Source organism: Thalassobius vesicularis, assembly GCF_004799325.1.
GTDB lineage: Bacteria > Pseudomonadota > Alphaproteobacteria > Rhodobacterales > Rhodobacteraceae > Thalassobius > Thalassobius vesicularis.
On the sequence record NZ_SSMD01000009.1, the window covers coordinates 1 to 12,442 of the forward strand.

General features: G+C 64.1%; 12 protein-coding genes and 2 tRNA genes. 2 read left to right on the top strand and 12 right to left on the bottom strand.

What is annotated here, in order from left to right; translation table 11 throughout:
* The first annotated feature begins 50 nt into the window (after positions 1-50).
* A tRNA-Met gene (locus E7681_RS15760) sits at positions 51-127 on the top strand.
* Positions 128-342: 215 nt separating this feature from the next.
* Here E7681_RS15760 and E7681_RS15765 read toward each other — a convergent pair.
* On the bottom strand, positions 343-858 hold the full coding sequence (locus tag E7681_RS15765; RefSeq protein WP_136340223.1) for an acyloxyacyl hydrolase: 516 nt from the start codon (positions 856-858) through the stop codon (positions 343-345).
* Positions 859-1,030: 172 nt separating this feature from the next.
* On the opposite strand from E7681_RS15765, the gene E7681_RS15770 reads away from it, so the two are divergent.
* Entirely contained in the window at positions 1,031-1,357 is a 327-nt protein-coding gene (locus E7681_RS15770; RefSeq protein WP_136340224.1) for a YnfA family protein, read from the top strand.
* Between the two features lie 44 nt (positions 1,358-1,401).
* Here E7681_RS15770 and E7681_RS15775 read toward each other — a convergent pair.
* The 11 genes from E7681_RS15775 to E7681_RS15825 form a co-directional block, all read right to left on the bottom strand.
* Positions 1,402-1,476, bottom strand: a tRNA-Glu gene (locus E7681_RS15775).
* Between the two features lie 88 nt (positions 1,477-1,564).
* On the bottom strand, positions 1,565-2,791 hold the full coding sequence (locus E7681_RS15780) for a Tm-1-like ATP-binding domain-containing protein (RefSeq protein WP_136340225.1): 1,227 nt from the start codon (positions 2,789-2,791) through the stop codon (positions 1,565-1,567).
* Between the two features lie 3 nt (positions 2,792-2,794).
* Complete coding sequence (locus E7681_RS15785) at positions 2,795-3,730, bottom strand: phosphotransferase enzyme family protein (protein ID WP_136340226.1); 936 nt, start codon at positions 3,728-3,730, stop codon at positions 2,795-2,797.
* Positions 3,727-5,010 carry an aspartate aminotransferase family protein gene (locus E7681_RS15790; protein WP_136340227.1) on the bottom strand — a complete coding sequence of 428 codons (1,284 nt, stop codon included), beginning with the start codon at positions 5,008-5,010 and terminating at the stop codon, positions 3,727-3,729. The genes E7681_RS15785 and E7681_RS15790 overlap by 4 nt, the downstream gene beginning before the upstream one ends.
* Before the next feature lie 147 nt (positions 5,011-5,157).
* On the bottom strand, positions 5,158-5,925 hold the full coding sequence (locus E7681_RS15795) for an HpcH/HpaI aldolase family protein (RefSeq protein WP_136340228.1): 768 nt from the start codon (positions 5,923-5,925) through the stop codon (positions 5,158-5,160).
* 1 nt (position 5,926) lies between these two features.
* Entirely contained in the window at positions 5,927-7,342 is a 1,416-nt protein-coding gene (locus E7681_RS15800; protein ID WP_136340229.1) for a pyridoxal phosphate-dependent decarboxylase family protein, read from the bottom strand.
* 96 nt (positions 7,343-7,438) lie between these two features.
* The gene (locus tag E7681_RS15805; protein ID WP_136340230.1) at positions 7,439-7,639 is read right to left on the bottom strand and encodes a DUF2783 domain-containing protein; all 201 of its coding nucleotides are present in this window, start codon (positions 7,637-7,639) and stop codon (positions 7,439-7,441) included.
* 1 nt (position 7,640) lies between these two features.
* Entirely contained in the window at positions 7,641-9,245 is a 1,605-nt protein-coding gene (locus E7681_RS15810) for an FAD-dependent oxidoreductase (protein ID WP_136340231.1), read from the bottom strand.
* 95 nt (positions 9,246-9,340) lie between these two features.
* Complete coding sequence (locus E7681_RS15815) at positions 9,341-10,291, bottom strand: MBL fold metallo-hydrolase (RefSeq protein WP_136340232.1); 951 nt, start codon at positions 10,289-10,291, stop codon at positions 9,341-9,343.
* Positions 10,292-10,305: 14 nt separating this feature from the next.
* Positions 10,306-11,562, bottom strand: a complete 1,257-nt coding sequence (fahA, locus tag E7681_RS15820; protein ID WP_136340233.1) for a fumarylacetoacetase — start codon at positions 11,560-11,562, stop codon at positions 10,306-10,308.
* 14 nt (positions 11,563-11,576) lie between these two features.
* A complete protein-coding gene (locus E7681_RS15825) occupies positions 11,577-12,428 on the bottom strand; it encodes an MBL fold metallo-hydrolase (protein WP_136340234.1) in 852 nt (283 codons plus the stop codon).
* Positions 12,429-12,442 lie beyond the last annotated feature (14 nt).

Sequence of the window (12,442 nt, forward strand, 5' to 3'; positions counted from 1 at the left end):
GCCAAACCTAGTAATAACCAGAAATCTCTCTATAAGATGAAATAACTTGCCGCGGGATGGAGCAGCCCGGTAGCTCGTCAGGCTCATAACCTGAAGGTCGCAGGTTCAAATCCTGCTCCCGCAACCAGTACTATCGAACACGCCGCCTTCGGGCGGCGTTGTTCGTTTTGGGACACTCCCAAAGCCAACAATCCCGCCAATTCCCCGACCAACACAATGGCAAAACCGTCGCCTTCAGGCAAAAGCCGAACCTCGCTCAGCAAGCCGCGGATGATCGACTCCGTCAGATCGGCCTCGACAGAATACCAGGCCAAAAGAAAAGGCGCCTCACGGCGCCTTTCTTTACTTCTTCAGTGGGATGCTGACCCTCAGTTGGACCGTTTCCAGCCCGGGGTTCAGTGTCGCCGTGTCCGCGTTAGACCGGTGGTCGTAGGATAGGCCGATCCGCAGGCCGTTCTTGGCCTGCCAGCCAATCTCCGCGCCCGAGCGGAACTCCATCGCCGAGCCCAGATCCGGGCCGTCGCCCTCGGCGTAGATGCCGGGCATCAGGTGCAGCTGCACGTAACCGTGGTTATTGGCGAACCAACCGGTCCACGCCGCGCCGAAGCCCATCCACGCCGATCCGTCCGCCGTGATCGATGCGCCCATGACAGGCTGGAACGGACCATAAGCGCGGTTGAAATCGTACCGCACGTACAGCTCTTCGCTGATCGAATTTTTCTGGAATTGAACGTCACCCGCGGACAGGGCGATCCGGGCCGGGGTGTCGGATTGCGCCAGGCAACCCGTGGCGCAGTGGTTGATCTTCATGTCTGCCAGACCGGCCAGCAGGAACAGAACCGCAAACGTGCCGTCCATCGAAACCTCCGAATGTTGTTATCCTTGGCTACACGAGCGCGCGCGCGATGTCATCCCGGGCCGCAGGATTTCCCGCAACTGTGGGAAATCGGTCGCCGCAAGGAGAGGAGTTTTCCGTTGAGATTGTTCCCATTTGCAGCAATCTGACCCCATACGAACCAAGGGGCCGGACATGCTAACAGCCGTCGCATTCATCGTCGCCGCCATTGCGGAAATCGCGGGGTGCTTTGCGTTTTGGGCGTGGTTGCGCTTTGAAAAGCCGGTGTTCTGGGTCGCGCCCGGCATCGCGTCGCTGATCGTGTTCGCCTATGCGCTGACCCATGTCCAAACCGAGGCCGCCGGTCGCGCCTATGCCGCCTATGGGGGCATCTACATCACGGCCTCGCTGATCTGGCTTTGGGCGGTCGAGGGGGTGCGTCCCGATCGTTGGGATGTGATCGGCACGATCATCTGCCTTGTGGGCGCGGGGGTAATCCTATTGGCACCACGCAGCGCGTAGCGGCGTGCGCACGGTCGTCACATCGAAATGTCGGGTGGGAAAAATGGCAGCCCGTAGGGGAATCGAACCCCTCTTTCCAGGTTGAAAACCTGGCGTCCTAACCGATAGACGAACGGGCCAAACCGTTGGCGTGAGGCGGTGTTTAGAAAAACCCGAGAGACTGTTCAAGCGGCAAAATGCAAGTTTCCGAATAATTTTTTCGGCCGCTCAAACGCGGATCGTTCCGTCCTTCAGCCAGGCGTCAAACTGGGCCAGAACCGTGTCGCAAAATGCCGGATCGTTGATGTGGCAGTTCATCGCGCGCAGCGGCACATTGGCGGGGCAGGCCGCGCGCAGCGCTGCGTTGAAGGTCGCCAATCCCTCGGGATCATGCAGCGGCGCGCCGGGACGGTCCCACTCATGCGTGCCCAGTAGCGGCAGGAACAGGACGCTGGGGCCCGTGGCCTGACGCAGCTTATCCGCCAGCGCCTTGGCCACCGCGACACGCTCCTCAGCCCCCAGCACGGCCGAGCTCAGCAGCCGGTTATGCGCGTGCACCGGGCGGTCTTGCAATGCAGGCGGCACCTCTTGCCAGCCGATGAAATCCACCAGATCGTTGCAGGCCGGCGCGACCATCTGCGGCACACCGCGCCGCCCCGCCGCCGTCATCCGCTCTGGCCCCGCCGAGATGCCCGAGCCCATCAGGTGATTGCCCACCTCTTGCGTGGCGAAATCCATCACGCAGCAGAACGCACCCTGCGCCGCCAGTGCCTCGAACGCGCGGCCGCCCATGCCGGTGGCGTGGAACACCGCCAGATCGAACCCGCGTTCGGCCAGCGCCGGTTTCAGCACATGCATGTACCGCAGGATCGAGCCGCCAAAGCTGGTCATCCCCACCAGCGGGCGCGTCGCGCCGGGCCTCTGCACCGTACGCGCCGCCCCCAGCACCGCCCCTGCGGCCTGTGACAGCGAGGCGCGGCAGATGTCGTTCAGCCCATACAGGCCCCCCGCCCACAGCATCATCTGGATATCGGGGGCCAGCCGCTCTGGCGGGATCATGGCCGAGAAACTGACGGTCGAGACCACCATCTTCGGCACCCCCAGCGGCAGCGCGGCGCAGACGTCCAGCGCCAGATCGGTGCCCATCGTGCCACCCAAGGCGATGACGCCGTGAATGCGCCCCTCGGCCTGCAAGCGCGCCGCCTGCAGCGCCGCCCCGCGCGCCATGATCTGCATCGCGGCATTTTCGTCGTCGCAGGCAATGGCTGCGGCGATCGAGCTGTCCGCCGCCCCCGCCACCGCGTGTTTGTCGATCTCGACCGGGCAGGGCGGGTCTCCCAGAACGCTGACATCCATCCGGCACACCTGACCGCCTTGGCCCACGATACACTCGGCCAGAAACTCCAGCTCCTCGGCCTTGGTGTCGTAGGTGCCAACAATCAGGATGGTGTGCATCGCCTATTTCCCCAGAAACTTGCGCGCCAGCGGCATCACCGTCCGCACCGCCAGGGCCGAGCGTGCAGGCCCCCATGGCTCGCCCAGCCGCGGGATCACCCAGCCCGGATAGGTCATCGCGCGCAGCAGGATGAAGAACTCCAGCACAAAGGGCGACACCTCGCGCCGCGTGGCGTAGCCGTCCAGCAGGGCGCGGCGCACCTGCGGGTAGTCCGGCGCCTCGAGGAACCGCATCAGGAACGTCGCCAGCTCGAAATCGCGGAACCCCCAGGCCCCGTCGTCAAAGTCGATCAGCGCCAGACGTCCCTCATCGACCAGCACGTTTTCCGTCAGGATGTCGCCGTGGATCAGGCCGAAATCCAGGTCCCGCTCGATCCCCGCCAGCCGGACGCGCGCCTTGGAGCGCGCCTGCAGCAGCGTCTCGCGCTCCTCTTCGGTCAGGTGCGGGTTTTCCCAGAACTTGCCCCACAGCGGGTCGTCGCCCAAGAGCCCCTCGAAATCCCAATGCGGGCGGGTGAACCCCTCGGGCTTGGCCCAGCGGTCCGACAGCGTGTGCATCTTGGCGATCAGCTTGCCCAGCTCGCGCACGAATCCCAGCCGGTCGGGTACGTGCAGCGTCCCGCCCACGCCCGCCGGTTCCCCCGGCAGCCAGCTCAGCAGGCTGACCGGCGTGTCGCCGATCATCTCGATCAGCCGCCCGTTATCGGATGGAATGGGGTGCGGCACGCGCATGCCTGCCTCGGCCAGCGCCTCCATCCACTCCATTTCCGAGACCAGCTCCCCCCGGCTGCGATATCCCGGTCGGTGCAGCCTCAGCGCCCGCGCGCCGTCCGGCGTCTCCGCCCGGTAGACCACGTTTTCACGCCGCGCGGCCAGATGGACTTGATCCGCCGGAATACCCCACAGCGCCGCGGCCCGGATCGCCAGTTCGTCGCTCATGGCTGCACCTCCGTCAGAACCGTGTCCAGCGCGCCGATCATCTGGTCCACATCCCCCCGCGCAAACACCATCGGAGGGCGCATCTTCAGCACGTTCCCATGCCGCCCCAGATAGTTCAGCAGCACGCCCTGATGTCGCATCGCCTCGGCCACGCGCTGGGTAAACTCGGGCGCGGGGGTCTTTTCTGCCCGGTCCAGCACCATTTCGGCCCCGAAAAACAGCCCCGCCCCGCGTACATCGCCGATGCAGTCGTGCCGCCCGGCCAGATCCTGCAAACACGCCTTTGCATAGGCGCCCACCTCGGCCGCGTTCTGTTGCAGCCCCTCGCCCTCGATCACGTCCAACGTCGCCAGACAGGCCGCCATCGACACCGGATTCCCCCCGAACGTGTTGAAATAGCCAAACCCGTTGCGGAACGCGGCCATCGCGTCACGCGTCGCCAGCACCGCGCCCACCGGATGCCCGTTCGCCATCGGTTTGCCGATGGTGACGATCTCGGGCACAAACCCGATCCGCTCATGCCCCCAGAAATGGCTGCCCAGACGGCCAAAGCCCGGCTGCACCTCGTCCGCGATCACTACGCCACCGGCGCGCCGCACGGCCTCCACCGCCGGGGTCAGCCAGCCGTGGGGCAGGTCCGGGAAGCCTTCGTTGGCAAAGAACGGGCACACCACCAGCGCGCTCAATCCATGCCCGCGCGCTTGCAATTCAGCAATCTGCGCCTCAACCTCAGCCGCGAACGCCCGCGCATGGGCCATCCCCGCCTCGCCCCCCAAGGGGCGATAGCTGTCCGGCGCAGGCACGAACGCAACATGATCCTGAAACCCGCCAATCGGAGGTTTCTTCTTGCCCAGCTGCGACACCGCCGCCGTGTTGCCGTGATAGGTGAAATCCGTCGCGATCACCCCGGTGTTGCCGGTCAACGCCTGCGCCATGCGCAGCGCCACGTCGTTCGCCTCGGACCCTGTGCAGGTGAACAGCACCTTGTCGATGGACGGGTCGATCTTGCCCATCAGCCGCTCGGCATAGTCCACGATCCCGTCATGCAGATAGCGCGTATGCGTGTTCAGCGTCCCGGCTTGGGCGCAGATCGCCTCGGTCACTTTGGGGTGGCAATGGCCGACATGCGGGACGTTGTTGTAGCAGTCCAGATAGCGCCGCCCGTCCGCGTCCCACAGGCTGACGCCTTGGCCGCGCACCAGATGCACCGGGTCCTTGTAGAAGGTCGGCAGGTTCGGCCCCAGCAGGCGGTTGCGTTTTTCCAGCAATGTCTCGGTCATCGGGGCGGTCCTTTGGGTGGTTCCGCCCCGACTATCGGCCGAGTTTCCGGCAATGTCATGCCCCTTCGTCAGAGGCATTTTGCCAACGTACAAAAACGCCCGAGAATCATACAATTTTCCGGGTTAAGCCTTGGTTGCCGGGGCGTTTCAGCCCTTCCATTTTGCCACTTTGGCGCGGGCGGCCTGGGCGAACATCACCACATCCAGCCCCACCGCCAGGAACTGAGCGCCCCAGTCGCGGTATTCGGCGGCCACCTCGTCCACGGGCGACAGGATGCCGGCGGCCTTGTCGGATTCTGCGATGGTTTCCAGGCACTTACGGATGACGGCGCGAACGTCCTCATGCGCGGCGTTGCCCGGATGGCCCAGATCGGCGGCCAGATCGGCGGGGCCGATAAAGACGCCATCCACGCCCTCGACGGTCAGGATTTCGTCAAGGTTTTCAACGCCTTTGCGGTTTTCGACCTGCACGATCAGGCAGATTTCCTGATTGGCCGTCTGGACGTAATCCTTGATCTCGCCAAAGCGCGAGGCCCGCGCGGCGGTCGCCCCCACACCGCGGATCCCCTCGGGCGGATAGCGCATCGCCCGCACCAGATGCCGCGCCTGCTCGGCCGTTTCCACCATCGGCACCAGCACCGTCTGCGCACCCGCGTCCAGTACCTGCTTGATAATCCAGTCTTCTCCGATCGGAACGCGTACGACAGGGTGCGAGTCCGACCCCTCCAGCGCCTGCAGTTGGAACATGATCGAGCGGATGTCGTTCGGCGCGTGCTCTCCGTCGATCACGATCCAGTCGAAACCGGCGGTGCCCAGGATCTCCATCGCGAAGGGATCGGCAAAGCAGCCCCAGCATCCGTACTGCATATCGCCATTGGAAAGGGCTGATTTAAAAAGGTTTTTCTTGGCGGGCATGTCAGGCGTCCTTCAGGGTTTTGGCGGTTTCGGTGATGACGGTCAGGGCGGTTTGCACGTCGTCGCGCGTGCAATCGAACTGTCCCGCCTGGAAGCGGATGACCAGTTTTCCGGCGGTCCGGGTCTGGGTCAGGTAGATGCGGCCATCGTCGTTGATCGCGGCCAGCAGCGCCAGCGTGGCCTCGTCCGCGTCGCGCCTCTCGGGCGCCCAGCGGAAGGTGAACAGCGACAGAACGGGGTCAGTCACGATCTCGAACTCGGGCAGGGTGCGGATCTGTTCGGCCAGTTCCTGCGCCCAGGTGACGTGGTTGCGGATCATCCCGCGCAGTCCATCCAGCCCGTAAGCCCTTATGAGAAACCACAATTTCAGCGCGCGGAAACGGCGACCCAGCGGCACGGACCATTCCGAGTAGTTGATGATCCCGTCCGCGCCGTGGGTCTTCAGATACTCGGGCTGGATGGCCAGCGTCCGCGTCAGAGCCTCGGGCGATTTCACGAAATGCGCGGAAAGATCGAATTGCGTGCCCAACCATTTGTGCGGGTTGAAGACGATCGAGTCCGCCTCCTCCACGCCCGCCCAAAGCGTCCGATATTCCGGGCAAATCATCGCGGCACCCGCCCACGCGGCGTCTATATGGCTGTAAAGGTTATATTTTTTGGCGATAGCGCAGGTGGCGGCAATGTCATCGCACGCACCCGTTCCGGTGCCGCCGACGCAGGCGACGATCCCGGCGGGCAGGTAGCCTGCCTTCAGATCCGCGCAAATCTGCGCCTCCAGCGCGGTCACGTCTATCGAGCGCAACGGCCCCTGTGTCGGGATGCGCACCAGGTTTGCCGCGCCAATCCCCGCGACCCAGATCGCCCGATCGACCGAGGTATGCACCTCGTTCGAGCAATAAATCCGTATGGGTCTTTGCCCGGCCAGCCCCTGCGCATTGCCGTCCCAGTTCAGCGCGCGCTCGCGCATCACCAAGACAGCAGCCAGCGTCGCAGAGGAGGCCGAATCCTGAATCACACCCGCAAACCCGTCCGGCAGACCCAATCCCTGGCGCAGCCAATCCATCATGCGGGTTTCCATCTCGGTCGCCGCCGGAGAGGTCTGCCACAACATGCATTGCGGTGCCATCGCGGTGATCAGGTTATCCGCCAGCACCGCCGCCGGGGACGCATTCGAGGGAAAATACGCAAAAAAACGTGGGTGTTGCCAATGGGTTATGCCCGGAACGACGATACGTTCGAAATCCGCGATCACGTCCTCGATGGGCTGGGCGGCGTCGGGTGGGGCGGCGGGCAGGGCGGCCAGAACCTCGCCCGGTTTGGTCTGTGCGCGCACGGGGCGATCCCGCAGGCCCGCGTGATATTGCGCGGCCCAGTCGGCAGCCCATTTTCCCCATTTCGGAAAATCGCTCCAGCGCATCAAACCCCTCCCGGTAATCGCTTAACATGTTAAGTAGCAGAAAGGGCAGCGCCCCGGCAAGGTTAGACCATCACCGGGGCGCTTAAAGGTCAAGCATCAGGCTTTGTGGGCGGCTTCCTTCGCTGCGGCCAGCGCGGCGGTCAGAACGTCGCGCTGGCCGATATGGTTGGCAAGGATCAGGATCAGCCGGGCGTTCAACGCGTCGCTTTCTGCCTTGGTCAGCCCTTCGTGGGTGGCCAGCAATTCGGCATAGAAATCATCGGCTTGCGGGATGTTCGGGGTCAGGGTGACGGGCATCTTATTGCTCCTTGCCGATGGCGCGGCGCAGGGCTGCGGCCACGGATTTTTCATCGAATTTGCCCCAGCGGGCGGCGACATGCTGGTCGGGACGGATCAGGTAAACGGCCGAGGGCGCGCTGCACAGGTAACGCTCGGCCAGGGCCGGATCAGCGCTTTCGGTGGTCAGCGGCAGGTTGGTGATTTCCACACCGTCCACGGTCAGTTTCTCGGGGGCGTCCACGTTGATCGTCAGCAGGGTGAACTTGTCGCCCAGCTTGTCCAGCAGGAACCCGTCGGCCAGCGGCACGTCCGGACAGGGCGAGCCGGGACGCGTGCGCGAGGGCCCATCCAGACGGTCGGCACCGTTCAACGGCGAGCCGTCATAGGTGCAGGGCACCGACAACCGCCCCGAGTTCACCAGCGGGCGGGCAAAGGCGTGATGCTCGGACAGGTCCAGCACGGCGTCGCGGAAAATCCGGCTGGTTTCCGATTTCGGCGTGATGAAATCGGTCGAGCGCGAGGAGTTCAGGATATTCTCGTCCGCGCCGTAAATCCGTTCCAGATCATAGGTTTCCAGCAGGCTTTCGGGGGCTTTGCCCTCCATCACCAGCTTCAGTTTCCAGATCAGGTTGTCGGTGTCCTGCAGGCCCGAGTTGGCCCCGCGCGCGCCGAACGGGCTGACCTGGTGTGCGGCGTCACCGGCGAAAATCACGCGGTTGTGGCGGAATTTCTCCATCCGGCGGCACTGGAAGGTGTAGATGCTGACCCATTCCAGATCGAATTTCACGTCCTCGCCCAGCATCGCCTTCAGGCGGGGGATGACGTTTTCGGGCTTCTTCTCTTCTTCCTTGTCGATGTCCCATCCCAGTTGCAGGTCGATCCGCCAGACGCCATCGGGCTGTTTATGCAGCAGTGCGGACTGGCCCTTGTTGAAGGGCGGGTCGAACCAGAACCAACGCTCGGTCGGGAAGTCGGCGTCCATGATCACGTCGGCGATCAGGAAGTTGTCTTCGAACACGCGGCCGACGAAATCCAGCCCCATCATGGCGCGGATCGGGCTGCCAGCGCCGTCGCAGGCGATCAGCCATTCGGCCTCCAACCCGTAGGTGCCTTCGGGCGTGTCGATCAGCAAGGAAACGTGATCGCCCTTGTCCTCGGTCTTCAAGACCTTGTTTTTGCCGCGGATTTCGATGGGAGCCCCGGCGGCTTGCAGCTCCTGCACGCGGTTCACCAGGTATTCTTCGAAATAGTATTGCTGCAGGTTGATGAAGGCCGGGCGCTTGTGGCCGTCTTCGGGCAGCAGGTTGAAGTCATAGACCTTGCGGTCGCCGAAGAAGACCTTGCCCAAGTTCCACACGACGCCCTTGTCCACCATCGGCTGGCCGCAGCCCAGACGGTCCAGGATTTCCAGCGGGCGCTTGGCGAAACAGATCGCGCGGGAGCCGAAGCTGACCTTGTCGTTGTCGTCCAGGATGATCGCCTCGATGCCCTGTTGGGCAAGGTCGATGGCGGCGGCCAGGCCAATGGGGCCGGCGCCTACGATCACCACCTTGCGGCGGGTCAGCGCGTCCTGATCGGGACTGCGGGAATAGGGGTAGAGGGGGATTTCAAAGATCTTGTTCATGGTTCTCCTCCCAGAGACATACCGGGGTCGTTCACGCCCTTTGGGGCGTGGTGTGCAGGGTAAGGATGGGCGGGTTGCCCCGCCCGGATCCGGGGTCAGCCTTGCAGGGCCTCCCACATCTCCAGATCGCGCTGCGCGGTCCAGATGCGGGGGGTGTCGATGCCGCGCGCTTCGTCATAGGCGCGGGCGACGTTGAAGGGCAGGCAGTGTTCGTAGATCGCGTAATCTGCGAATTTCGGGTCACATTCGGCGCGCACGGCGTCCCATGCCTCTTTCAGCGAACCATTGCGGGCGGCGACCTTGGCGGCCGGGCGGTAGGTGCTGGTGACGAAATCGCGGGTGTTCTCGATGGCGGCGTTCACCATCTCTTTGCCGACCAGCGCGTCGCCGCGACCGGGCGCAATGGCGTCCACGTCATAGGCCTTGATCCGGTCCAACGTGGTGCCCCAATCGTTGAAATGCCCGTCACCGCAATAGCAGGCCGAGTGGTATTCCACGATGTCGCCGGTGAACATGACGTTCTGGTCGGGGACGTAGATCACCGAGTCGCCTGCCGTATGCGCGCGGCCGATCTGACGGATGTCGACGCGGCGGTTGCCCAGATAGACGGTCATGCTGTCGCTGAACGTGGTGGTCGGAAAGGTCAGCCCGGGGATGCTTTCGTGGCCTTCGAACAGGCGGGGGAAGCGTTGGAATTCGCTGTCCCAGTCCTCTTGTCCGCGTTCCACGACCATCGCGCGGGCTTTGTCCGACATGATGACCTGCTGCGCGCCAAAGGCGCTGGCGCCCAGCACGCGGACGGCGTGGTAATGGGTCAGCACCACATGGGTGATCGGCTTGTCCGTCACCGAGCGCACGCACTCGATCACCTTGTTGGCCAGACGCGGGGTGGCCTGTGCTTCGACGATCATCACGCTATCGTCGCCGATGATGACGCCCGAGTTCGGGTCGCCCTCGGCGGTGAAGGCATAGAGGCCCTCACCCACTTCGGTGAAGCTGATGGTTTTCTCGGTCATGTCCCCTTGGGACGCGAATGCCTTTGCCATTTTTGTTGTCCTTTTCAGCGTTTGTAAGGGTCATCCAGCGCGGGCAGGATGGTGCCCGTGCAAGTGCCAAATCCGATGGTGTAGCCGTCGCCATGCGCCGCGCCGCTTAGCGTCAGCGTGTCGCCGTCCTCGAGGAAGCTGCGGGTTTCGCCGGTGTCCAGCGTCAGGGGTTCCTTGCCGCCCCAGCTGAGTTCCAGCAGCGAGCCGCGCTCGGACTTGGTTGCGCCCGAGATGGTGCCCGAGCCCAGCAGATCGCCCACATTCATCGGGCAGCCCGAAGTCGTGTGATGCGCCAGCTGTTGGGCCGAAGAATAGTACATCTCTTTGTAGTTCGTCTGCGCGATCTGGGTCGCCGCCTTGCCCGCGGGCGCCAGCGAGACCGACAGGTCGATGTCGTACAGCATCGGGCCGGTGTCGCGCAGATGCGGCAGCAGCTCGAATTCACGGGCGGGGGTGTTGCAGCGGAACGGCTCCAGCGCGGGTTTGGTCACGATCCACGGGCTGATCGAGGTGGCGGTCGCCTTGGCCTGGAATGGTCCCAGCGGTTGGTATTCCCAAGCCTGTATGTCGCGCGCGGACCAGTCGTTCAGCAGCACGTAGCCAAAGATCGCCTTGTCGGCCTCATCCAGCGTGATCGGTCCGTCCGAGGCGGTGCCGACGATGGCGCCCATCTCCAGCTCCAGATCGAAGCGGCGGCAGGGCAGGAACGCGGGCAGCGCGTGGTCAGGCGATTTCAACTGACCCCAGGGGCGGCGAATGTCGGTGCCGCTGACCACGACCGAGGACGCCCGGCCATTATACCCGATCGGGATGTGCAGCCAGTTCGGCGGCAGCGCGTTTTCCGGGTCGCGGAACATGCAGCCGACGTTATAGGCATGGTGCCGGCCAGCGTAGAAATCGGTGTATTCCGACACCAGGAACGGCATCAGCATCGTCGCATCAGCCTGCGGGACCAGAAACGCCTCGGCTTCGGCCTGATCGGCGCTGCCTTCGGCCAGAATCTCGGTCAGGCGGGCACGCAGGGCGGCCCACAGTTCGGGGCCTTCTTCCATGACTTCGTTCCAGAACGGCACGTCGAACAGCGGCTCGCCCGACAGGTCCAGCAGACCGGCCTCTTCTGCGGCCTGGCAGTCCAGGATCATGTCGCCGATGGCCACGCCGCAACGCGGGTCCATGTCGGCGGTTTCAAACACGCCGTAAGGCAGGTTGTTCAGAGGAAAGGGGCAATCGGCGGAATTGGCCGTTTTCACCCAGCTTTTCATCAATGGCATATGCGCGGTTCCTTTCAGTCCAGGGGAATGGTCATGCCGTCGGTCCCAATAAACAACGGACCGGACCATTCCCGGCAGGTTTCCTCCTGCCAGTGGTGTTCGGTAAAATTCGGGTCGTCACAGGGGACGAGGTGATTGAGCGCCAGCCGTTTTACCCCGGCGGCTTGCGCGATGCGCCCGACCTGATCGGCGGGGCTGTGAGAGCGTTCCAGATGCACCCGCAGCCGGTCATCGCCATTGCCGACACGGGCGCACAGAGCGTCGATCCCGGCGCTCAGCATGGCTTCGTGGACCAGCAGGTCGCTGCCTTTGGCGAAGTCCGCCATCTGCGGGATCGGCGCGGTGTCCCCCGACAGGGTGACAGAGCGCGAGCCTGTCAGCCGCAGCGCAAAGCTGTCGGTGATCGGCGGGTGCTCGTTGCGGATCACGTCCATGCGCAGCGGGCCAAGGGCGTGTTGCCCGACCTCCAGTACGGAAATCTGCGCCAGCGCGGCCAGATCAGGCCGCCCCTCGTCCCGGATGCGCAGGGCAATGTCGAAGGACATCGAGGACAGGAAACCCTGCCAATAGTCTTGCAACCCCTGCGGTCCGATCACGGGGACGGGGCGTTTCAGCCCCGCCGTCCATGCGGTGTGCAAAAGCGGCCCCAATTCCAGGTAGTGGTCCGAGTGCAGATGCGTGATGACGATGGCATCCAGATCGGTCAGCGCGACACCTGCGTCGCACAGCCCGCGCGTCACCCCCAGACCGGCGTCGACCAGAATGGTCTGGCCGTCCATCCGGACCAGGGTAGACGTGGGCATCCGCGTGCCGGGCCGGATCGCCGGTCCGCCTTTGGTGCCCATCAGGGTGACACTGTTCTGCATCCGCACTCCTCCCT